Source organism: Solibacillus sp. FSL W7-1472 (assembly GCF_037969775.1).
GTDB lineage: Bacteria > Bacillota > Bacilli > Bacillales_A > Planococcaceae > Solibacillus > Solibacillus silvestris.
The window spans coordinates 2,192,522-2,214,833 of sequence record NZ_CP150208.1 but is presented as its reverse complement, the minus strand read 5'-3'; the positions used below and the strand labels follow the sequence as shown (position 1 = coordinate 2,214,833).

The following is a 22,312-nucleotide window of genomic DNA, read 5'->3' as shown; positions in this document are numbered from 1 at the left end:
CCAAACCTTCGAACAAAAATAATTTGATACGAAAGCTGTTAAGAAACCCGAAAGATTTCATTCTTTTGGGTTTCTTTATTTTTATTAAAAGACCATTCTTTTTATAAAATGAAAGCGCTTCAAAATTTCTCGCATATATAAACTGTTAGATTCATAACGTGTTGTAACTGAGTATTCTATAAAATTGTGAATATTATTTAACAATTTCGTACTCAAATAATTTCATTTACAAGGAGATGTTATTAATGGATTTTACGCTAAATGATGAACAAAAGATGATTCAAAAAACAGTAAGAGATTTTGTGAATAAAGAATTGAAGCCTTTGGAACAAGAAGTATTAAAAAATGAAAGGGAAGGCAGACCTGGTATCTCTAATGAAAAAATAAAAGAATTAAGAGAAAAGGCAAAGGCAATTGGATTTTGGGGCATTAATACGCCTGAGGAATACGGTGGAGCAAATTTAGGACCAATTATGTCAGTGTTAATTGCAATGGAATTAGGAAGAACTTTTGTACCGTTCAACTTTGGGGGTTCTGCTGATAATATCCTTTATTTAGGTAACGAGGAACAGAAACAGAAATATTTAATCCCTACCATTAATGGTGAAAGACGTTCTTGCTTTGCTTTAACCGAACCTGATGCAGGATCAGATGCAAGAGGTATTCAAATGAGAGCGGTTAAAGATGGCGACCATTGGGTGTTAAATGGTGAGAAAGTATTTATTACAAATGGAAATGAAGCAGACTTTGCAATGGTATTTGCAGTGACAGATAAAGAAAAAGGCGCGAATGGCGGAGTAACTTGTTTCCTTGTAGATAAAGAAATGGGTTGGAAGTCGGAATATATTTACACAATGGGCGAATGGGGACCGGCAACATTAGTATTTGATAACGTTCGTGTTCCTGAAGAAAATATTTTAGGAGAACTGGGTCAAGGTTTTAATTTAGGCATGCAGTGGATAGGCCAAGGAAGGTATATGATTCCTGCTGGTGCAATCGGTGCTGCAGAACGCTTATTGCAAATGGCCATCGACTATTCAAAAACACGAGTTACTTTTGGTAAACCTATAGCAGAACGTCAAGCAATCCAATGGATGATTGCAGACTCAGCAGTTGAAATTGAAGCAGCAAAATGGATCGTATTTAGAGCTGCATGGATGGCTGAAAATGGTATGGATCCACGTCATCAATCATCTATGGCAAAACTAAATGGCGCAATTATGGCAAATCAAGTGGTTGATCGTGTTCTTCAAATCCATGGTGGAATGGGATATACAAAGGAATTACCGATTGAACGCTGGTATAGAGAATTAAGATTATACCGCATTTTCGAAGGAACAGATGAAATTCAGCGCAGAACGATTGCAAGAAATTTATTAAAAGGTCATGCAAAAGTTGGAGAGTTACTATAATTAAGACAGCTTCTACTCATTTATTTCTTTAACATACTAACTAGTCAGTTATTATGCGGTAGTAATACTAACCGGTTAGTTAATAAGTGTGGCTCTAGATGAATAGTTAGTTTGCCAAATCAAAAATTTAATCCGAAATAGTGTGGTTAGAACATCAATAATCTTTACTATATTTTCAAATTATAGTAAATGCTAGCACCGCTATGCGCTTTGGCTCTTCCGATGGAGGCAAAACCGCCTCCATTTCAGAGTCTCCAACTTGTGTCAGGACTAAGCGAGCGTTCCCCGCTTTTCAATTAAATTGAAAGAAGATGAATATAGATGATGGAAAGGAAGGCGTTCTTTCTACTAGGATTCATAATGTTTTTAACGATGACAGGTTATGGAATAGTACTTCCTACATTACCATTCTTAGCAGATGATTTGGGGCTTTCATCAGTTCAAATGTCATCGTTAATCATAATTTGGGCAGTTTCCCAGTTAATTACTGCACCGATATGGGGTCGTTTAGCTGACAAAATAGGGAGAAAACCCGTTCTAATGATTGGCGTATTTGGCTTTGGTGTAGCTTTCCTTTTACTAATTTTGGCTCAAAATTATTGGCAATTGCTTTTAGTTCGATTAATTGGTGCAGCAATATCGTCTGGTACTCAAACTGCAGCTTTTTCGATGGTAGCTGATCACACTAGAAAAGAGTTTAGAAATCAAACCATCGCGAAAATGGGAGCAGTGAATGGACTTGGCTTTTTGTGTGGTCCAGCTATTGGAGGGTTATTTTCTCCATTTGGAGTCGTAGTACCTTTTATTATTGCAGGATCTCTAGCATTAATAACTCTACCTTTTGCCCATTTTTACATCCGAGATTCGATAAATAATGATAATAAAGAAACTCAGAATACGTTTGCTGGAAATAATGAAACAGTTTCTTTTTGGAAATCCATTACAATGGTTACGAAAACCGGATATTGGAATCATTATATGATCATACTTGGATTGTCCATTGCAGCTTCGAGTTTCTTCGGTCTACTTGGATATTATCTAATAGCAAAATTTGAAGCTACCCCAATCTTTGTAAGTATGGCCTTTAGCGCACAAGCCGGAACTTCTGTCTTGGTACAATTCTTTTTACTAAAAAAATGTTATGAAGTATGGAATGAAGATACGATTACAAAAATTGGCTTATTCTTTACGGCAATTGGCTATTGTTTAATTAGTTTTGCGCCATTAATATGGGTAGCAATTTTAGGATGTGTTTTTACTGGTTTTGGGCAATCATTGGTTCGGCCGACTACTATAGCGATGTTATCAAAACGCACTGAGATGGGGCGCGGTATTACATTAGGCCTCCAAGAATCAATGGATAGTTTAGGGAGAATACTTGGACCTCTTTGGGGGGGCTGGGTATTCATATATCTCGTATCGGCTCCATTTATAACTTCTGCTGTTATAACAGTAATTCTATTAGGTGTCGCATTTTTAATAACTTACCAACAGAAAATTGAAATATCTCTACACAAAGATACTAGTAACTCATAATCGGAACGAGTGACCTTAAAATGTAAGCGCTTTAATGCAGAAAATACTATGAAAATAGTAAATAAAAGTTAGGAGGGTAACATGTTACTAACTGAATTATTGGATGGAAATATTGAGAATTTTGGTGAGTATAACCTTCTGTATTTCTATGATAAAACTTATACAAATAGTGAAACGGAAATTATTTGTAAGAAAGTTTCTAGTCTTGTCCATTCTCTGGGAGTGGAAAAAGGAGATCGGGTGTTAATTTGTATGCCAAATTGTCCCGAAGTTATTTTCTCTTACCAAGGAGTATTAGGAGTTGGTGGCATCATTGTACCAGCTATGTATCTTTTACATGAAAATGAAATCAACTTTATTTTAAAGAATTCTGAAGCAAAAGTTATTATTACATCATCTATTCTATTGCAAAAATTAAAAAATGCATCCAGTGATTTATCTGTTAAACCCAAGATTATTTGCATTGATCAACCAAGAGAGGAAGATATACAAGAAGAGTTCGAAATCATTGAATGGGAAAAGGCTCTTTCTAATATATCAATTTATGAAAATGCTCCTTTAGAGTTAAAAGAATCAGATATAGCCGTCATCCTTTATACATCCGGCACTACGGGTATACCGAAGGGAGTTATGTTAACGCATAAAAATCTCTACTCAAATTCAATGTCAGGATTAAAACTTAGAGCGGAGGACGAAATAAGAAGTACTACTCTAGGTGTTCTTCCTCTAGCCCATATTTATGGTTTTGGCATTATGAATAGTATGTTTTTGCTAGGAAGCTCAGTTGTTATTTTTGATAAATTCGATGCGGAAGAGGTATTTAAGGTTATTGAAAAATTTAAAGTAAAATCCTTTGCTGCTGTCCCGGCTATGGTGCATGCGATGTATTATCATCCGAACGCCTATAAATATGACTTATCTAGTTTAGAAACAGTTGGATCGGGGGCTGCTGCACTAGCGATTAGCTTACGTCATAAGTTTAAAGAAAAATTTGGGGCTGAGGTACGAGATGCGTATGGACTTTCTGAAGCATCGCCAGGAGTTGCTACACAACGTAATGATATGCCGATTAAAGAAGGTTCTGTAGGAGTACCAATGCCAGGTGTAAACATTAAAATCGTGGATGAAGGTGGATATGAGGTACCAGTTGGGGATGTCGGTGAATTATTAGTACAAGGCGATAATGTAACGCCTGGTTATTTTAAAAATGAAGAAGAAACAAAAAAGGCACTACAAAATGGATGGCTTCATACAGGGGATATGGCAAAAGTGGATGATGAAGGCTATCTGTACATTGTAGATCGTAAAAAGGATTTAATTATTCGAGGTGGATTTAATATTTATCCGAGAGATTTAGAGGAATTGCTAGTTAAACATGAAGCTGTTTTGGAAGCTGCGGTGATTGGTGTTCCTTCCGAAAAAATGAGTGAAGAAATTGTTGCTTGTATTGTGAAAAAGCCGGATGCAGAAGTAAGTGCAAGTGAATTAATCGGATACTGCCAACAAAATTTAGCTAAATATAAGACACCTCGTCATATTGAATTCATTCAGGAACTTCCGAAAAATGGTGTTGGGAAAATCATGAAAATAAAGCTGAGAGAACAATTTGCTAACCTGATATTAGATTAATATAAGTAGTTTAATATACTTGAAAGGAGGCATTCGAATGACTGGAAAAAATGACACACTACTCCAAGTAGAGGAAATGAAGACGGTTTTTAAGACCAGAAAAGGTAACCTAGAAGCTGTTGATGGTATTTCATTTAGTATTTCTACAGGTGAAACAGTAGCGATTGTAGGTGAATCAGGTTCTGGTAAAAGCGTATCAGCACTCTCGATTTTACGTTTGTTGGACAGTAATGGAGAAGTCACTTCCGGGAAAATCCTGTTTAATAATTTAAATTTAAAAGATATTAGTAATGAGGAAATCCGAAAAATTCGAGGAAATGAAATTGCCATGATTTTTCAGGATCCGATGACATGCTTAGACCCTGTATACACGATCGGTGATCAGATTATAGAAACGATTAAAATTCACGAAACACTTAGTAAAAATGAACTTCAGGAACGTGCACTAGAATTATTAAGGTTAGTTGGACTTCCGGACCCTGAGAGCCGTATTAATGCCTATCCACACCAATTATCGGGTGGTCAAAGACAAAGAGTAATGATTGCCATAGCACTTGCATGCAGACCTAGTTTAATTATTGCAGATGAACCTACAACAGCTCTTGATGTGACTGTCCAGGCACAGATTCTGCAATTACTGAAAGATTTGCAAACCCAGTTTGGAACAGCGATTATCCTTGTTACACATGATTTAGGTGTTGTAGCGGAAATGGCGGATAAAGTAGTTGTTGTCTATGCGGGGCAGGTTGTAGAACAGTCGAATGTGAAAGATTTGTTTAATAAACCTCAACACCCGTATACAGAAGCATTAATGAAAAGTATTCCAAAAATTGATACAAGTAAAGAACGTAAATTGCTCACGATAAAAGGAAATGTTCCAAGTTTAATAGAAATTCCAGCTGGTTGCCGTTTTCATCCAAGGTGTCCTTTTGCTACTGATAAGTGCATAAGTGAGGAACCACCACTTTTTGAATTAGCAAATGGTCGAGAAAGCAAATGTTGGATTGCAGATCCCGACCTGACAGGAAATTGGGAGGGACCAATTTTAACAGAAGAAAATGAGCCTGTCTTTGAGCTCAATCAACATTTAATCAGTAAAAAGAATTTATTGGAAGTAACAGACTTAAAAAAATACTTTCCTATCACAAAAGGAATACTGTCAAGAACAATCGGACACGTTAAGGCAGTGGATGGGGTAACACTGAATATTCACAAAGGCGAAGTTCTTGGTCTTGTAGGTGAATCCGGCTGTGGTAAATCAACTGTTGGAAGATTAATAACAGGTCTTATTGACTCAACCAATGGGGAAGTAAGTTTTGATGGAAAACAATTATCAAATATTAATAGAAAAGAGAAAAAAGTTCTTAGGAAGCGGGTTCAATTTGTTTTTCAAGATCCCTATAGTTCTCTAAATCCGAGGATGACAATTCTCGATATTATTGGTGAACCATTAGAAGTGCACAATCTAGCAAAAGGAAGTTCAAAGCGTCAACGGGTAGGAGAGCTACTTGAAATCGTAGGGCTATCTAAAAATGATATGCATAAATTTCCTCATCAATTTTCAGGAGGTCAAAGGCAAAGAATTGGTATAGCAAGGGCTTTGGCAACTGAACCAGAGCTTCTGATTTGTGATGAGGCAGTGTCCGCATTAGATGTTTCTGTTCAAGCCCAAATTTTAAATTTATTAAAAGATCTTCAGTTGAAATTAGGGTTATCTTATTTATTTATCTCTCATGATTTAACGGTAGTCAAATATATTTCAGATAGAATAGCTGTCATGTATTTAGGAGAAATCGTAGAAGTGACCGATTCACAAACTTTATTTACAGAACCGCTCCATCCATATTCAAAGGCACTTATTTCCGCTGTGCCAATTCCTAATCCTAATATTCAACCAGACCGAATTATCCTAAGTGGTGAAGTTCCAAGTCCATCAAACCCTCCAAGCGGATGTAAATTTCATACGAGATGTCCTTTTGCAATGGATCTTTGTAAAAAAGAAAAACCTGAACTAATGGAAATTACAGAAGGTCATACTGTTGCCTGTCATTTCTATAAGGAGGTGTCACACATATGATTGACTATATTGTTAGGCGCTTAATTTTTGGGATATTCGTACTATTAATTATGACAACCTTCATTTTTATCATTATGAGAGCGGTACCTGGTGACGTTGTGACCCTTCAGTTGGCCAATTCTGGTGCAACACCTGAACAAATGGCTGCATTGAAAGCTGAAATGGGTCTAGATAAAAGTGTTTTTGGTCAACTGATAGATTGGGGTAAAAATGCGCTTCAAGGAGATTTGGGTAGTTCTCTTTGGTCTGGTAAGGAAGTATCCCAGATTATATTAGACAGACTTCCCGTAACGATACAATTAGCACTAATGGCAATTGTTTTAGCCATCATTATCGGTATTCCGATTGGAGTTATTTCCGCTGTTAAACAAAATACATTTATAGATCATTTTTTAAAAGTAATTTCAATTGGAGGATTATCTATTCCAAGCTTTTGGCTGGGACTAATCTTATTAACTGTATTATCACTGTCTTTCAATTGGATTCCACCACTTGGTTATCAATCATTCGCAGAAAATCCTATTGTTAATCTACAGCAAATGTTCTTACCCGCAATTTGTCTAGCAATTACACTAAGTGCCAGTATTGTTCGTATGACAAGATCGGCTGTCCTTGAAGTACTGCATTCGGAGTTTATCAGAACGGTACGGGCAAAAGGTGCGAAAGAAGCGGTTGTAATATTCAAACATGCCCTTAGAAACTCGTTGATTTCAGTTATTACATTAATTGGTTTACAAATTGGATATCTGCTTGGAGGAACTGTAGTACTTGAATCAATTTTTGCACTCCCAGGATTAGGAAGTTTGATTTTTGAAACTGTATTAGTGAGAGATTATCCAGTTGTTCAGTCAACCGTACTGGTCTTTGGAGCGATGTTTTTATTAGTAAATTTGATGGTGGATGTGATGTACGGTTGGGTAGATCCACGAATTAGAACAAAATAAAAAATGCCTCAATATTCTTGTTTCAAGAAAAGGAAGTGATTCATTTGTCTCAAATACAACTAGACTCTGAGTTGCCAAAAGAGAGTATAAAGGCGAGCAGGAACATACACTTGAAAAAATTTAAAGAGGATTGTAAACGCTTTATTCAAACACAAAAAATTGGCTTTATATCTCTTTTAATTATTCTTTTAGTTTTCGCCGTCGCTGTATTTGCACCTTTCATTGCACCGTTTGACCCAATTAGTCAAGATCGTACAGCATTTTTGGCAGCACCAAACTCACAACATGTGATGGGCACTGATGATTTAGGACGTGATGTGTTTAGTCGTCTAATTTTTGGTTCACAAATATCGTTACTTGTTGGTATTGTAACAGTCGTTATTTCAATTGTATTAGGAACATTAATTGGAATGATTTCTGGATATTTTGGTGGGGTAATCGATTTAGTAATTCAAAGAATAATGGATGCAATTATGTCAATTCCAGCTTTAATTCTTGCTTTATTTATTGCAGCTTTGTTGGGACCTGCCATCCAAAATGTAATTATAGCATTGGTGATTATCGAGATACCTCGTTTTGCTAGGATTGTTCGAGGGGAAATGATGAGAATCCGTGAATCTAATTATGTTGAAGCATCTCGCTCGGTCGGTGCAGGTTCATTTCGAATCATTATGAGACATGGATTGCCAAATATGATGGCACCAATCATTGTCATGGCAAGTCTTGCTTTTGGTCAAACAATTATTGCTGAAGCATCACTTAGTTTTCTTGGAATAGGAACTCCACCACCGAATCCATCCTGGGGGTTAATGTTGAGTGATGCGAGTAGATACATGGAAAGTGCACCATGGCTTGTGCTTTTCCCTGGTTTAGCCTTATGTATACTAGTTTTGGCATTTAACTTATTTGGGGATGCACTTCGGGATTTCCTTGATCCCAAAATGTCTTAGGCAGTTAATAACAATTTTCCCTTAGGAGGAAATACTTATGGATAAAAAACTGAAATCCATAATCTATGTGTTCGTTTTAGGATTATTAGTACTAGTAATTAGTGCTTGCTCCGCTGACGAATCATCAGATGAAGGGCCAGACGATAAGGATGGAGGAACTACTGCACCGAAAAGTGGTGGAACCTATACCATCCTTACTCCTGCAGATCCCGATATGCTCGATCCTCATCGTCAGTCATCAATTTATACACATATGCTTGCAGGATTAGTTTATAACAAGCTAGTTACTTATGAAACAGGACCGGATGCTGCTTATACAGATTATAATGTTGTGCCGGATCTTGCAGAGCGTTGGGAAGTATCTGATGATGGAAAGACCTATACGTTCCATCTTCGAGAGGCATATTGGCATGATGTAGAGCCGGTAAATGGCAGACAGTTAACGGCACAGGACGTTGTATCGACAATGGAAAGAATCATCAATTTGCCTGGTCATCAAGCAGCATTATTATCTGTAGTAGAAAGTATTGTAGCGCAAGATGATCAAACGGTAGTCTTTACATTAAAACAGCCATTTGCTCCGTTTTTAAATTTCATGGCAAACCATTTCATGTGGATTTTACCTAAGGAAGCGATTGATGGGAAAGTTGATTTAGCAACTGACGCAATTGGAACAGGTCCATTTGTGTTAGAAAAATGGGAAGATAATGTGCAGGCTACTTACAAAAAAAATCCGAATTATTATGAAGAAGGCAAACCGTATTTAGATGAAATTATTTATAAAGTCGTACCGGAACAGGGATCTCGTATAGCAGCATTTCGTACAGGTCAGGCAGATTCTATAGGTGGACTATCTCCTGAAGAAATAACACAATTACAAAAAACAAATCCAAATATCAAAATTTTTGAAGCCCTGTTTGCTACGCAGGAACAGTTGTATATGAATATGGAAAGAGAACCTTTTACGGATTTACGGGTACGGAAAGCCATTAGTATGGCTGTTGACCGAAAATCAATGGTTAAGGCTATCTACGGCGGCGGTGAAACGAGTGGACCAGTCAATCCTTCATTAGGTGATTGGGCCTTACCTTTAGAAGAGAGAGAAAAATTACTATCATATAACCCAGAAGAGGCAAAAAAGCTACTGGCAGAGGCTGGGTATCCAAATGGTTTTGATACGACCATGATGGTAACGAATGGCTACGGAGAACAACTTGTGCGTGTCGCACAATGGGTTGCGGAAGATTTAAGAAACGTGGGAATTAATGTCGAAATAGAGGTGGTTGAATATGCTGCTTACTTCTCGGAAAAATGGCCGAATGTCGATTATGACATGGGTGTAGGCTATCAAACATATTTCCAGGAGCCTGATGAATGGCTTCGTACGCAATTACACACGGATGGCTCCAGAAACTGGTATAACATCAGTGACCCGGAATTAGACAAATTGCTTGATGAACAGAGAACAATACTGGATGTTGAAAAAAGAAAACAATATATCTATGAAATTCAACGTTATGTTTTAGAAAATGTAGTTAATCCGATTCCAATCACAACTTATTATACGAAGACTCCGATACAGCCTTATGTAAGAGATTCATATCCACATGCTTCATACGGATACGGATATTTAAAAGATGTTTGGTACGATAAATAAATTACTCAACATTATAGAGTGTTGGATACTATTTGTGTAAAAAAATATCGTCACATGGAAGGTATGTGAGAAAAATTCCGACAAAAAAAGGATTGAGTACTTTGCAAAGGATAGAAAAAATAGAGTTAACAACCAACTTCCCGATTGGTCCGGTAAATTCATATGTTGTGTTTGGAGAGAAGTTAACCCTTATTGATGCCGGTCTAAAAAATAAACAGGGTTGGGATGATCTCAATAATGGCCTGCATCGTCTAGGCGTTGAAATAACTGATCTTGAACAAATTGTATTAACACATCACCATAATGATCATACAGGTCTTGTGGACTGGATTTTAGAGAAGAATCCTACTATTAAGATTTTTGCTCATAAAGATACTGAAATGATTTTAAAAGATGAAAGCTATATAGAATGGAGCGCTGAATTTTTTCACAACTTATTCATTGAATTCGGTTTAACAGAAGATATGGCTATCAAGTCAGCGTTTCGTAAGGGACACCGGGATTACTTCCAAACTGCATCTGTTGATGAGGTACTAGAGGAGGGAGATATGGTACCGGGTTTACCTTCATTTCAAGTAATAGAAACGTTAGGTCATTCACAGGATCATATTTCTTTTTACTCCGCGGATGAGCAGTTGTTCATTTGTGGAGATCACATTATCAAAGGGGTCCATGGAGGGATGTGGATGGATGCACCTAAACCCGGAAATACGCGTGCAAAACCCTTAATCCAATATCTAAAGAATTTAGAAAAGTGCAGAAAACTTTCTGCTAACTTTACTTTTTCAGGACATGGCCCCATTATTTCCGATTTAGATGAAGCAATTGACGGACATATAAGCAATATAGAACATCGTGTAAGTCGTGTGATCAATACATTAAAAAAAGCAAATGGTGCTGCAACCGGATTTGAAATTATACAAGACATGTACCGGGGAAGGTATGAGAAAGCTGTAATTACATTTTTGTTTGAAATTATAAGTGTACTGGATTTATTAGAAGAACGGAATATTGTCATTTCAGAAAAACAAAATGGAGTATTTAAGTACCGATTAGTAAATAATTAGTGAAAAAAGCATAATGTTTCGTTTGACTGAATAATTCTTTAAAACTACTAATAAAATGTTAAGACACAAAATTTTAGTAGATAAGGCAGGAGGAATTTATTTGACTGGAAGATTTGAAAATAGAGTTGCATTTATAACTGGCGGTAGTCGCGGTATAGGGAAAAGCATTGCAGAAACTTTTACTGAAGAAGGAGCAAAAATAGCCATAATTGATATTGATACGGAAGCATTACAAAATGTACAGTCTGAATTTAAAGAAAAGGGATTCGAGATTTTAGCTCTACAGGCAAATGTTTTAAATTCACATGAAGTTGAGGCAGCGATGGAACAAGTTATGAAGGAATATGGATCAATTGATATTTTGGTTAACAATGCAGGCATTATCCGCGATAACTTACTATTTAAAATGACAGATAATGACTGGGATCAGGTAATCGATGTTCACTTGAAAGGTGCCTTTAATACAACCCGTGCAGCACAAAAATACATGGTTCAGCAGAAGTATGGAAGAATTATTAATATTTCTTCAACTTCAGCATTAGGGAACCCCGGGCAAGCAAACTATTCAACGGTTAAAGCCGGGTTGCAAGGTCTGACAAAAACACTGGCGAGAGAATTCGGGAAATTTGGCATTACGACAAATGCAGTTGCACCTGGTTTTATCGAGACAGATATGACGAAAGCTACTGCAGAGCGAATCGGTGTACCTTTTGAAGATTTCCTGAAAGCAGGTGCCAGTAAAATACCTGTTGGCAGAGTTGGAAAGCCTAGAGATATCGCAAATGCAGTTGCTTTCTTTGCCGATGAAAATTCCTCATTTGTAAACGGGCAAGTACTCTATGTAGCTGGCGGACCGACAAATTAAAGAGAAGGGATGAAGTTTTGTATACAGAGTATATTGGACTAACTTCTAACAAAGTAAGAAATGTAATTGAAAGAGAGCTTGTAAGAAGATTTGCTGAATCCATTGGAGATAATCATCCAATCTATACTGATGAAGAGATTGGTAAACAATCACGATATGGCACAAATATTGCTCCCCCTACATTTCCAAGGGTGCTTAGATCTGGTTATATCGGTGGACTCAAATTACCGTTAAAAGGATTAATACATGGTGAACAGATTTATCATTATGAACGCCCCCTTTTGGTTGGAGAGGAAGTCTATTGCTACTCGAAAATAGAAGATTACTATGAAAAAGAAGGCAGCACCGGAAAAATGGGCTTCCTGAAGATGACACGGTATGGTGAAGACAGAGATGGGAGATTAATTTTCACTGAAGAGTCGATCACAATCATCACGGAAACGGTAAGGAGGTCCTTAAACGTATGACAGTTTTAGCAGATATAAGAAAAGGTGAATCTCTTGAAACGACACTAGAACCAGTATCGAGAATGGATTTAATCAAGTATTCAGGTTCTTCCGGTGATTTTAATCCGATTCATACAATTGATGAAGAAGCTAAAAAAGCTGGTCTACCAGGAATTATTGCTCATGGTATGTGGACGATGGGCAACCTTTCCAAGCTGTTTACGGCTTATTATGATGAGGGCTATATAAAAGATTATAATATTCGATTTACAGGAATGGTGTTTTTAAATGATGTTCTTACTTTAAAGGCTGACTTAGTTGACATAGTGGATCAATCACTAATCTTTGATGTGAAAGCTATAAACCAGCATCAAAAAGCTGTGGTTAAGGGAAAATTAATATTTGAACGTTATTAATTAAAAAGGGTTTGTCTCGATTTCAAATAGGATAGGGGCAAATCCTTTAAATATAAACTGATAATGAGGAGACCATATATGAAAAGAGATGCTGTCATTGTATCAGCTGTTCGTACGGCGATTGGAAAACAAGGTGGGGCATTAGCAAGTCTTCCTGCTCATCTGTATGGAGGAGAAGTTATTAAAGAAGCAATCAAGAGAGTGAATCTTAATCCTGAAATGATCGATGATGTGATTTTAGGAAATGTTTTAAGTGGTGGCGGCAATATTGCTAGATTGACAGCTTTACAGGGCGGTTTATCTGTCAACATACCGGGGTTAACAATAGACAGGCAATGTGGTTCAGGTATTAATGCAGCTGCATTAGCTGCCCAAGCGATACAATCTGGTGCAGGTGATATATATGTTGCCGGGGGGATTGAAAGCATGAGCCGTGCACCATATCAATATGAGCGTCCAGAACAAGCATACAGTTCAATCCCGCCAAGGTCTCGTAAAACAATACTTGCTCCTGAAGAAATCGGAAACCCGGGCATGGGAACTACTGCAGAAAACCTTGCAAAAAAATACGATATTACTAGAAAGGAACAAGATGAGTATTCCTTAAGAAGTCAACTAAGAATGGCAACTGCAATTCATGAAGGGCGTTTTGATGAACAAATTGTTCCAATTAGTATTCCTGTTCGTAAAGGTGAGCCGATTCTTTTTAACAAAGATGAGCATCCGCGTCCGAATACAACGTTAGCTGCATTAGCAAAGCTATCGCCGGCTTTCCAAAGAGATGGAACGGTCACAGCAGGTAGTAGTTCCGGACTGAATGATGCGGCATCAGCAATGGTCATTATGTCTCGAGAGAAGGCTGAAGAATTAGGAATTCAACCATTAGCCACGATTAAAGGATCAACCGTTGCAGGAGTAGATCCTAATATTATGGGAATTGGTCCCGTACCGGCAACGAAAAAATTATTAGAGAAGTTGAATCTTTCTTTATCCGATATGGACATTATCGAATTGAACGAGGCGTTTGCTGCACAGGTTATCGCCTGTGACCGGGAATTGGGAATCGATCCGGAAAAACTAAATGTTAATGGCGGAGCAATTGCACATGGGCATCCATTAGGTGCAACAGGCGCAATTTTAATAACAAAAGCTGTATATGAATTGAAACGATCGGCTGGGAAATTCGCCCTTATTACAGCTTGTATCGGTGGAGGCCAAGGAATCTCTTTAGTAATCGAAAGGGAGTGAACTAAAATTGTAAAAAAATAATGACTTGAGGAGTAAATTAAATGCGCGGAAGAATTCTAAAAGAAAGTATAGACCTCTTTGATAAAAAGGGATTCAGCAAAACTTCCATTCAAGATATTATTGATACGATTGGTGTGACGAAGGGTACCTTTTATTATTATTTTAAAAGTAAACAAGAATTATTAATGGATATTCACTTAAATTATATTAAAGAGTTATTAGCTGAACAAGAAGTGATATTTAATGATGAATATCTTAGTAATAAAGAAAAAATGAATAATTTAATCTCTTTAATTATAAAAAATATTAAAATACATGGGAAGAGCGCAAGAGTATTTAATCGTGAGTTTCGGCATCTCGATGATAATCAATTAAAGTTAATCAATGATTATCGTAAAGAGTTTCGAATTAAACTCCAAAAACTCTTAGGTGAAGGAATAGAAAAAGGGGAATTCAGGGATGACCTTCGATGTGATATTGTCATTTTTGGAATTCTAGGCATGGTTAACCGTTCGTATAATTGGTATGATCCCGATGGGGAAGTGTCAGAAGAAGAGTTAGTGAATACCTACATGGATATAATTTTAAATGGAATAAAAAAAGAGGAAAAAACTGCACTCATCAATGAAAAAATTATAGAAAATCATTTTACAGGTTAAATGGTGAGTTATGAATAAAAATAATGGTATATGTGCGGATAAAGGTTTCAAATATACCTTTGTAAAGATTTATATAAGCAAAAGAGTAAACAGGTGGTGTTCTGTATTACTCTTTTTTTGTTTTTTATAATCTATAAATGAATATATGTGAATTCAGTTAATTTGAGTTAATTTGTAATACTATTTTACGAATGGTTTAGTAATTGTATACAATTTTTCGTATATTCAATTATTTTATTTCAATTAAAAGTATATTTATGGTAATTTAGTAATAATACAGTTTTTACAATTTAAACATTAAGGAGGAGTATTAAATATGGTATCATTTCCTAAACCAGGGGCAGAGCAGTTTTTAAGGACATTTTCAATTAGAGATTTTGCGGTGAGTCCGGATGAAAATCAACTTGTTTTCAGTACAAATTTAAGCGGAAAGTATAATTTATGGGCAATGAATCTGCCAAGTACATTCCCGACACAGCTGACATTCAATAATCAGAGCTGTCATGGGCTTCTGTATGATAAACAAGGACGATTCATCTTGGCAGGTTTTGATGAAGATGGCAATGAAAATACACAATTTTATGGTCTGCCTCTTCATGGGGGTACATTAAAACCGATTATTAATGAAGAAGGAACGCGCAATACAGGAATGATTCTTTCGGAAGACGGGAAAAAGCTTTATTACACTTCATCAAAAGGAAATCCTTCTTTTTTGAATACGTATAAATATGACCTGGAGACAGGGGCGGAAGAATTGATTTTAGAAGGAAAAACTACTCCTACATTATCAATTGGTTTAAGCCCGAATGAAGAAACCCTTCTTTATATGATGGGGTATTCAAATACGCATTCGCTGTTGTATGCAAAACGGGGGAACGAAAATACTTTGTTAACACCGTCTACCGATTGTCAGCACACAGTTAGTGACGCTTGTTTCGCAACAAATGATCTTATTTATTTTTTAACGGACTACGACGCAGATTTTACATACTTGGCTTCGTATAATTTAGATACAAATGAATTTACTAAAGTGAAAGATATAGAGAATGAAAGCTTCACTACCCTGAAATATGACCAACACAAGCAGCACCTATATATAGTTAGTGAAAAGGGTGTAGAAGATACTGTATACATGTATGATTTGGGCTCAGATGAATGGGTGAAAATACAAACGCCATGTAGTACTATCGATAAGTTAGTTGTGACAAAGTCAGGGAATTTATATATGTTAGGCGGAACTGCTACTAAACCGGATAATATTTACCGATTTACAAATAATGAATGGACTTCTCTTACACAATATACAGTTCCGGGTGTCAACCATAGCGAATTAGTGGAGCCGGATGTCATTTCGTATGCTTCTTTTGATGGGCTGGAAATTGAATCTTTATTTTTCAAAGCTAATAAGGAAAATGATAATGGGGAAATCATCTTTTGGCCACACGGTGGTCCGCAAGCTGCAGAGCGAAAATTCTTTAGAGCTTCATTCCAATTCTTTTTAAATAATGGCTATAGTATTTTTGCACCAAATTTCCGTGGGTCAACGGGTTATGGATTAGCTTTCATGAAAATGGTGGACGGAGATTGGGGATACGGTCCGCGTCTTGATAATGTCGCAGGTCTCGATTGGCTTATTGACAACGGTTATGCAGAGAAGGGGAATATTTTATTGATGGGTGGAAGCTATGGTGGCTATATGGCATTGTTGCTTCACGGACGACATGCGGATTATTTCAAAGCTGTAGTCGATATCTTTGGGCCGTCTGATTTGTTTTCTTTTGTTAATTCGGTTCCGGAAGACTGGAAACCGATGATGGATCAGTGGGTAGGAAATCCTGAAAGAGACAAAGAAAAGTTTATCGAATATTCTCCGATTACGTATTTAGAGACGATGACAAAACCAATGCTCGTTATTCAAGGAGCAAATGATCCACGAGTTGTGAAGGAAGAATCGGATCAAATTGTGCAGGCGTTAAAAGATAAAGGCCGTGAAGTCGAATATATGCTTCTTGAAGATGAGGGTCATGGATTCTCTAAAAAAGAAAATGAAATTGCGGTTTACCAAAAAATCCTTTCATTCTTCAGCCAATTTGTTGAATCTAAAGTAAAGGCATAAAAAAACATCAATTATAATTAATGATACTATACAAAATACAAACAGCGACAATAATAATTATACGAGATTGTCGCTGTTTTTTACTTAGAAGTAATGATATCCATTAGCGTTTTTAAGCCGTCATTCACTTTTACTAGCTGATCATTGCCTTTCACTACAAAAAGAAACACTTTATCGTTATCTTCTAAAGAATACATGTACCTGTCTTCCAAATGCTGTGCTAGTGCTGGCTTACTATTAAATTGATGGACCCTCACTACATACTTGACTTCGTTTTCTTGTAAGTATTCGATTTCGAGCAGTGGCTCTTCTTTAAATATCTTATTATCTGGCCGTTCCAACTGTACATAGGGGAACCTGTAGATTTCAACCATAGGAGTAAAAGCAGAATCCGAATCCGTAAATACTAAAATTTCTTCATTTGTTTTGCTATCTCTTACTGAAATAGTATCAATATTACTACTCAAAGCTGTTCCTATTATGGCATCTCTGCTAGACTCTTGCCACATATCAAAAATAAACCAGCCCAAAACAATGACACCGATAGAGATTACCCATAGCCATCTTCTCATTATTTGGATACATTCAAATTCACTGTTGATGAACTGCTAGTAAAACTAGTTAATTGAAGTGGCGTGAACGTACCTTGGTGGAAATAGAGCTGCCAATGCCCGTCAATCAATTTCCATATCGAACTACGCAGTGTATTTCTTTCTCTCGTTGTATCGACTAAAAAATAAGTAGCTAAGACAATGTCATGAGCGAGCGGGTAGATTTCGTAGTTGTGCAGCTTCATTTCTGTCAAAACAACACCAGTTTCAAGACACTCTTTTTTATCGTAAATATAACCGGAGCTGCCAATCTCAAAGAAGTCATCTGCTAAAATTGCATCAAGCTTTTCTTTACTCCTTCTAACTTCTAAACCAGTATGACTTTCCTCTAACTGCTGTAAATGCTCTTTTAAATTCTCTATCATCACAATTACCACCTAACTTTTTTAATACATCTAAACTTTTATTTCTAGATTATTCAATGAAATCCTTTAATTCGACAGGAGGACGTCATACTTTGAACGTTGACATTGCTTATGAATACAAAAAGTTGAAACATTTACCATATATATTCGTATAGATACATAAAGGAGGAATTTATATGACTCTAAATAATAAGTTACAAAACGAGGGAAAGAAAAAATCCAGCTACATTATTCCTGTTTTTATTGGTGGGGCAATAGGGGCAGTTTTAGGTGTAGTTGCATACGTGAAGGACTGGCTCTGATATTTTTTATGAAAGCTAATTTCAAATCTTTAACAAAGGGAGATTGGAGGTAAATTTATGGATGCATTATCAATTCTCGCAATTGTACTCATCGTCACCGGAATGGTTGTATGTGCAATTAAAATGAGGAGCTTGAAAGATAAAATTCACGATAGTTCAGCTACTCCAATAATCCTTAGGTGGATAATAGCAACTGCAGCGTGGGGAGTATTGAGCATTTATATTGTAGCATGGTGGCTAATGCCTCGATTGCTTTAAAAACTACAATATATAAAAAGAGGATTAATGAATTCCATTTTCGAATTTTAATAAAAGGACGTAGAAACGAAGGAGCTGTTTTAGAATGTGTGGGATTAGAAACTAAAATAAGAAAACGAGATGTTGGTCTTCCGAAGCATCGTCAGGAATTACTGGAAGCAATTGAACTTGATTTAATCAATGATGAGATTTTTTACGGAGGGTCCATCGGAAATGAGGAAACGGATCTATATTCTGATATCGATCTCCGTATAGTTGTGAAAGAAGAAGTATATGAAGAGTATAGGTTGAACAAAAAGCAACGGGCCAGTAATTGGGGAAATGTTCTTTACTTTGAAGACTTTCATTGGGCAAATTACAGTACGGCACATTACAGGTCATTTATAAAAGTGGACAGTTTTTATTATAAAAAGGTGGATATGAAGCGATCTATATGGACTCAGAAATTAAAAATTGTCCATGATCCAACAGGTTTGATCCATGATGTAGTAACAGAATCAGCGGATTTAACGTATAGACCATCTGTTCAAGAAATAGAACATTGGAGAACAAAATTTTTTGCTTATCTACATGAAGCGTACAGAAGAGTAATGAGAAATGAAATCTATTATGCACTTCACAATATAGATAATTTAAGGTTATCCATGATAACTGGTTGGTATATGGAAGCAGGCATACAACCGAATGCCTTTGGGGATTGGGCAAAATTAGAAGGGGATAGAAGCAAACTAAATGAACGACAATTATCACTGTTAATTCAGTGGCAATGCAATAGAGAACAAGAAGAAATTTTTAATGTAATGAAAAATATCATTCCGGAATTTATTCAAATTCACAAGAAATTATGTGAGCAATACGGAGTTGACGAGAACATCGAGTGGGTAAAAGAAATTATAGATTTGGTAATGTAAATTCATATATAAGTCAGCTGTAATATGGCAGTAGAGAATATAAAAAACGCTCAGTTTTTAAATATCCCTGAGCGTTTAATATGCTTATTCAACTAAAGCCCTTACTTCGTGTTTTGATAAATTTGATAAATAATACCAAAAATAGTACCTATCCAAACGCCTATAAAAATAGTAAAAGCAAAGAAGCCTAGACCCATGCCTTCCCAACCACCAACAACAAATATGCTGAAAAGTATTAATCCGATACAAAGTAGGCTCATTATAGCAGAAGTTAAAAATAAAACATTTTTTGAAACTTTACGGGCAATAAAAAACATCATAAATGCAAAGAATAATCCTAACAATAATAAAGGAGTCCATCCGTCTAACATCAAAGCATCCACTTAATTACCCCCTGTTATGTTTTCCACGAACTGACATGACTGTTATATAACCTAAAGTACATCCCGTAAAAATTTTAACATAAATTTCCCATTTAATTAAGGGCAAAGGGACAATGCTTAATGGATTACTCAAAAATTCTAATGATTAAATCCGAAGAAATCGGCTTTCGCTGTATTTCTCTAGCCCAAACGGATAGCTGCCCAATGTGATGTATCTCATGCGTTATCATATGAGCGAAAATCTTTTTTTGCGTAAATTCTAATATTGAACCGTCTCGTCGCTGTACTTCTATAATATTATTTTCATAGTCTGAAGGAAGTTGTTCAATGAACTGTTCAGTAAACGATTGGACAAAAGTCGAATATTCTTTGATCTCATTCAATTGTGTAAGTAGTTGTCGCCTTTCAAAAACTACCTTTTCATCAACTAATGAATTCAACCAGAGCAACTCACAATCTATTATGTGGGTAAGTGTTTCTCGTATACTTTTCATACCGCCAACCCGCTCTTTATGAAATTCTTCTTCCGGTAATGATTCACACCAAGTGAACCAATCTTCACGTACTTGCCAATTGTATTTAAATAAAGATAACATTTTGCACCTCATTCTAGTAGAATAGTAAGAAAATTATAACTTAAATGGATTTATTGGGAAACATTATTGAGTATTACTTCTAATTTAAGGAGTTGAACGAATGAGTAAAATAGCAGCACATAAGGTCTACATCATTTCAGGACCGGCCGGGGTAGGGAAATCAACAACTTCAAAAGAACTGGCTAAAACATTTAAGAACAGTGCCTATATTTCTGGTGATTATATTAGCCATATGCACATTAACGGGAGAAAAAAGCCGTGGGAAAGCTCGGAAGAAATGTCGTTGATTTGGGATAACATATTAAGTCTCACAAAGAATTTTATTAAGTATGGCAATGACGTCATCGTTGATTATGTAACCTTCCCTAAAGAAGCAGAATGGATTAGCGAGAATCTTAAAAGTTTAAATGTGGAAGTAATTTACGTAGTTTTATGGACTGATAAGAAGACTTTATTGACTAGGGATAATATGAGGTTACCAAGCGCCAGAATGGGTGAACGATGTGTGATTTTAGTAGATGAGTTCATAGAAACAGGATTAAATGAAAAACACATTTTTGATACAGGCAATACTTCGCTTGATGATATCTCAGATGTGATCAATGAAATAATAAACAACCCAAAATATAAATTAAATTAGAATCATATAAGTAGAGCGAAATTATGATTGAGAAGTTGAGGTGTTTTTTTGAGGAAATTCAATGACTACATAGAAACGGATAGACTAGTAATAAGACCCCTTGAAAAAGAAGATTACACATCGTGGTTATCCGCATTTGAAAATAGGTTGCCATCACAGCATCAATACGATGAAGGTAAAATCGATATGAGCATTTGTACAAAAGATTGGTTTGGAGATTTGGTAGATCGTCATCAAAGGCTTGCTTCAGAAGATAAAGTTTATGTATTTGGGGTTTTCCGAAAAGAGGATCTTGCGCATATTGGTTCAGTTGATTTTTCCACAATGTTAAGGGATGAATTTCAATGGGCAAGATTTGGTTATACCATCCACAACCAATTTTGGTTACAAGGATATGGAAAGGAAGCTGTAAAAGCTGCGATTACACTAGCTTTTAATAAACTGAATTATCATCGGATCGAAGCACACATAAATTTGGATAACTTTCCTTCCATTAAGTTAGCAGAAAGTGTTGGCCTGCAATTAGAATGTATAAGAAAAGGATTTATTTACGAATTTGACGAGTGGAAAGATCATCTTATTTACTATATAAATTCGAAGTAAGGGATAAATCTAATATAACATCTAGCAAAATATAAAGAGAAGGTAGGGATGTTGGTGCACAAATTAGAAACCGAAAGATTACTATTAAGACCATTAACATTTGATGATTCAGACAGAATTGAAGAATTGGCAGGAGAGTATGATGTAGCAAAGTCTACATTAAATATACCTCATCCATATCCTAAAGGTTCTGCTTCTCAATTTATAGAAAGTATCCAAACTGCAGAACAAAATAATAAGATTGTTATGTTTGCGATTATTAATAAAGAAACAAAACTGTTAATTGGCCTGATTAATTTAAATTTGTCCATCCCGTATCAAAGAGGAGAATTAGCATATTGGATTGGAAAAGAGTATTGGGGAAATGGTTACGGAACCGACGCAGCAAAAGCATTGTTGGAATATGGTTTTAACCAGCTTAAATTAAATAAAATATTTGCAGCTTCATTTACATCAAACACTGGTTCATGGAAGGTAATGGAGAAAATCGGTTTGAAATATGAAGGCACATTAAAGCAACATGTATCAAGCTTCGGACAGTTTTATGATTTGACCTACTATGGGTTATTAAAAGAAGAATTCGAAAACATTGGGCAGTTGTGAAGTGAAAATTAGGTGGTG

At 36.1% G+C, this 22,312-nt stretch carries 24 protein-coding genes; 20 read left to right on the top strand and 4 right to left on the bottom strand.

Features of this window, described 5'->3' with window-relative positions; translation table 11 throughout:
• The first annotated feature begins 245 nt into the window (after window positions 1-245).
• The 14 genes from MKY07_RS10910 to MKY07_RS10845 all read left to right on the top strand — a co-directional run bounded on the left by MKY07_RS10910 (window position 246) and on the right by MKY07_RS10845 (window position 17,022).
• A complete protein-coding gene (locus tag MKY07_RS10910; protein ID WP_008404007.1) occupies window positions 246-1,412 on the top strand; it encodes an acyl-CoA dehydrogenase family protein in 1,167 nt (388 codons plus the stop codon).
• A 321-nt stretch (window positions 1,413-1,733) separates the two neighbouring features.
• Window positions 1,734-2,948: an MFS transporter gene (locus MKY07_RS10905; protein ID WP_014823592.1), complete on the top strand. Its 1,215-nt coding sequence runs from the start codon at window positions 1,734-1,736 to the stop codon at window positions 2,946-2,948.
• An 81-nt stretch (window positions 2,949-3,029) separates the two neighbouring features.
• Window positions 3,030-4,577, top strand: a complete 1,548-nt coding sequence (locus MKY07_RS10900) for a long-chain-fatty-acid--CoA ligase (RefSeq protein WP_065215799.1) — start codon at window positions 3,030-3,032, stop codon at window positions 4,575-4,577.
• Window positions 4,578-4,614: 37 nt separating this feature from the next.
• On the top strand, window positions 4,615-6,654 hold the full coding sequence (locus MKY07_RS10895) for an ABC transporter ATP-binding protein (RefSeq protein WP_065215800.1): 2,040 nt from the start codon (window positions 4,615-4,617) through the stop codon (window positions 6,652-6,654).
• Entirely contained in the window at window positions 6,651-7,598 is a 948-nt protein-coding gene (locus MKY07_RS10890) for an ABC transporter permease (RefSeq protein WP_008404003.1), read from the top strand. Before MKY07_RS10895 ends, MKY07_RS10890 begins: the two co-directional genes overlap by 4 nt.
• A 110-nt stretch (window positions 7,599-7,708) precedes the next feature.
• A complete protein-coding gene (locus MKY07_RS10885) occupies window positions 7,709-8,548 on the top strand; it encodes an ABC transporter permease (RefSeq protein WP_082990822.1) in 840 nt (279 codons plus the stop codon).
• A 37-nt stretch (window positions 8,549-8,585) separates the two neighbouring features.
• Window positions 8,586-10,205 (top strand): ABC transporter substrate-binding protein, encoded by a 1,620-nt coding sequence (locus MKY07_RS10880; RefSeq protein WP_008404001.1) that lies wholly within the window; start codon window positions 8,586-8,588, stop codon window positions 10,203-10,205.
• Window positions 10,206-10,270: 65 nt separating this feature from the next.
• Window positions 10,271-11,272 (top strand): MBL fold metallo-hydrolase, encoded by a 1,002-nt coding sequence (locus MKY07_RS10875; RefSeq protein ID WP_014823597.1) that lies wholly within the window; start codon window positions 10,271-10,273, stop codon window positions 11,270-11,272.
• Between the two features lie 100 nt (window positions 11,273-11,372).
• Window positions 11,373-12,137 (top strand): beta-ketoacyl-ACP reductase, encoded by a 765-nt coding sequence (locus tag MKY07_RS10870; RefSeq protein ID WP_339262120.1) that lies wholly within the window; start codon window positions 11,373-11,375, stop codon window positions 12,135-12,137.
• Between the two features lie 17 nt (window positions 12,138-12,154).
• A complete protein-coding gene (locus tag MKY07_RS10865; RefSeq protein WP_339262119.1) occupies window positions 12,155-12,604 on the top strand; it encodes a MaoC family dehydratase N-terminal domain-containing protein in 450 nt (149 codons plus the stop codon).
• Window positions 12,601-12,999, top strand: coding sequence for a MaoC/PaaZ C-terminal domain-containing protein (locus MKY07_RS10860; protein ID WP_008403995.1), 399 nt, complete (start codon window positions 12,601-12,603; stop codon window positions 12,997-12,999). Before MKY07_RS10865 ends, MKY07_RS10860 begins: the two co-directional genes overlap by 4 nt.
• Window positions 13,000-13,077: 78 nt before the next feature.
• Window positions 13,078-14,247 carry a thiolase family protein gene (locus MKY07_RS10855; protein ID WP_339262116.1) on the top strand — a complete coding sequence of 390 codons (1,170 nt, stop codon included), beginning with the start codon at window positions 13,078-13,080 and terminating at the stop codon, window positions 14,245-14,247.
• 41 nt (window positions 14,248-14,288) lie between these two features.
• Entirely contained in the window at window positions 14,289-14,906 is a 618-nt protein-coding gene (locus MKY07_RS10850) for a TetR/AcrR family transcriptional regulator (protein ID WP_339262114.1), read from the top strand.
• Window positions 14,907-15,222: 316 nt separating this feature from the next.
• The gene (locus tag MKY07_RS10845; protein WP_339262112.1) at window positions 15,223-17,022 is read left to right on the top strand and encodes a prolyl oligopeptidase family serine peptidase; all 1,800 of its coding nucleotides are present in this window, start codon (window positions 15,223-15,225) and stop codon (window positions 17,020-17,022) included.
• An 80-nt stretch (window positions 17,023-17,102) separates the two neighbouring features.
• On the opposite strand, the gene MKY07_RS10840 is transcribed toward MKY07_RS10845, so the two are convergent.
• Together MKY07_RS10840 and MKY07_RS10835 are read right to left on the bottom strand one after the other, a co-directional pair.
• On the bottom strand, window positions 17,103-17,594 hold the full coding sequence (locus tag MKY07_RS10840; protein ID WP_339262110.1) for a histone acetyltransferase: 492 nt from the start codon (window positions 17,592-17,594) through the stop codon (window positions 17,103-17,105).
• Window positions 17,594-17,998, bottom strand: a complete 405-nt coding sequence (locus tag MKY07_RS10835; RefSeq protein ID WP_339262108.1) for a DUF4440 domain-containing protein — start codon at window positions 17,996-17,998, stop codon at window positions 17,594-17,596. The genes MKY07_RS10840 and MKY07_RS10835 overlap by 1 nt, the downstream gene beginning before the upstream one ends.
• A gap of 176 nt (window positions 17,999-18,174) precedes the next feature.
• Here MKY07_RS10835 and MKY07_RS10830 point away from each other — a divergent pair, with 176 nt between their 5' ends.
• From MKY07_RS10830 to MKY07_RS10820, 3 genes are all read left to right on the top strand, one after another.
• On the top strand, window positions 18,175-18,300 hold the full coding sequence (locus tag MKY07_RS10830; protein WP_008403982.1) for a hypothetical protein: 126 nt from the start codon (window positions 18,175-18,177) through the stop codon (window positions 18,298-18,300).
• Window positions 18,301-18,357: 57 nt separating this feature from the next.
• Entirely contained in the window at window positions 18,358-18,558 is a 201-nt protein-coding gene (locus MKY07_RS10825; protein ID WP_014823605.1) for a hypothetical protein, read from the top strand.
• Window positions 18,559-18,647: 89 nt separating this feature from the next.
• A complete protein-coding gene (locus tag MKY07_RS10820) occupies window positions 18,648-19,469 on the top strand; it encodes a nucleotidyltransferase domain-containing protein (protein ID WP_339262105.1) in 822 nt (273 codons plus the stop codon).
• Between the two features lie 101 nt (window positions 19,470-19,570).
• Here the strand turns inward: MKY07_RS10820 and MKY07_RS10815 are convergent, their stop codons facing one another.
• The gene (locus tag MKY07_RS10815) at window positions 19,571-19,852 is read right to left on the bottom strand and encodes a YesK family protein (protein ID WP_339262103.1); all 282 of its coding nucleotides are present in this window, start codon (window positions 19,850-19,852) and stop codon (window positions 19,571-19,573) included.
• A gap of 125 nt (window positions 19,853-19,977) precedes the next feature.
• Window positions 19,978-20,448 (bottom strand): DinB family protein, encoded by a 471-nt coding sequence (locus tag MKY07_RS10810; protein WP_339262101.1) that lies wholly within the window; start codon window positions 20,446-20,448, stop codon window positions 19,978-19,980.
• Between the two features lie 100 nt (window positions 20,449-20,548).
• Here MKY07_RS10810 and MKY07_RS10805 point away from each other — a divergent pair, with 100 nt between their 5' ends.
• The 3 genes from MKY07_RS10805 to MKY07_RS10795 are packed head-to-tail and all read left to right on the top strand — an operon-like array spanning window position 20,549 to window position 22,294.
• Complete coding sequence (locus tag MKY07_RS10805) at window positions 20,549-21,088, top strand: AAA family ATPase (RefSeq protein ID WP_339262099.1); 540 nt, start codon at window positions 20,549-20,551, stop codon at window positions 21,086-21,088.
• Window positions 21,089-21,136: 48 nt separating this feature from the next.
• Complete coding sequence (locus MKY07_RS10800) at window positions 21,137-21,691, top strand: GNAT family protein (RefSeq protein ID WP_339262097.1); 555 nt, start codon at window positions 21,137-21,139, stop codon at window positions 21,689-21,691.
• A 48-nt stretch (window positions 21,692-21,739) separates the two neighbouring features.
• Entirely contained in the window at window positions 21,740-22,294 is a 555-nt protein-coding gene (locus MKY07_RS10795) for a GNAT family protein (RefSeq protein ID WP_339262095.1), read from the top strand.
• The last annotated feature ends 18 nt before the right edge of the window (window positions 22,295-22,312 follow it).

Coding starts and splice junctions, on each gene's coding strand:
- MKY07_RS10905 (WP_014823592.1), top strand. CDS start 1,734: ATGATGGAAAGGAAGGCGTTCTTTCTACTAGGATTCATAATGTTTTTA.
- MKY07_RS10910 (WP_008404007.1), top strand. CDS start 246: ATGGATTTTACGCTAAATGATGAACAAAAGATGATTCAAAAAACAGTA.
- MKY07_RS10835 (WP_339262108.1), bottom strand. CDS start 17,998: ATGATAGAGAATTTAAAAGAGCATTTACAGCAGTTAGAGGAAAGTCAT.
- MKY07_RS10840 (WP_339262110.1), bottom strand. CDS start 17,594: ATGAGAAGATGGCTATGGGTAATCTCTATCGGTGTCATTGTTTTGGGC.
- MKY07_RS10830 (WP_008403982.1), top strand. CDS start 18,175: ATGACTCTAAATAATAAGTTACAAAACGAGGGAAAGAAAAAATCCAGC.
- MKY07_RS10845 (WP_339262112.1), top strand. CDS start 15,223: ATGGTATCATTTCCTAAACCAGGGGCAGAGCAGTTTTTAAGGACATTT.
- MKY07_RS10825 (WP_014823605.1), top strand. CDS start 18,358: ATGGATGCATTATCAATTCTCGCAATTGTACTCATCGTCACCGGAATG.
- MKY07_RS10810 (WP_339262101.1), bottom strand. CDS start 20,448: ATGTTATCTTTATTTAAATACAATTGGCAAGTACGTGAAGATTGGTTC.
- MKY07_RS10805 (WP_339262099.1), top strand. CDS start 20,549: ATGAGTAAAATAGCAGCACATAAGGTCTACATCATTTCAGGACCGGCC.
- MKY07_RS10795 (WP_339262095.1), top strand. CDS start 21,740: ATGTTGGTGCACAAATTAGAAACCGAAAGATTACTATTAAGACCATTA.
- MKY07_RS10860 (WP_008403995.1), top strand. CDS start 12,601: ATGACAGTTTTAGCAGATATAAGAAAAGGTGAATCTCTTGAAACGACA.
- MKY07_RS10880 (WP_008404001.1), top strand. CDS start 8,586: ATGGATAAAAAACTGAAATCCATAATCTATGTGTTCGTTTTAGGATTA.
- MKY07_RS10895 (WP_065215800.1), top strand. CDS start 4,615: ATGACTGGAAAAAATGACACACTACTCCAAGTAGAGGAAATGAAGACG.
- MKY07_RS10850 (WP_339262114.1), top strand. CDS start 14,289: ATGCGCGGAAGAATTCTAAAAGAAAGTATAGACCTCTTTGATAAAAAG.
- MKY07_RS10900 (WP_065215799.1), top strand. CDS start 3,030: ATGTTACTAACTGAATTATTGGATGGAAATATTGAGAATTTTGGTGAG.
- MKY07_RS10855 (WP_339262116.1), top strand. CDS start 13,078: ATGAAAAGAGATGCTGTCATTGTATCAGCTGTTCGTACGGCGATTGGA.
- MKY07_RS10890 (WP_008404003.1), top strand. CDS start 6,651: ATGATTGACTATATTGTTAGGCGCTTAATTTTTGGGATATTCGTACTA.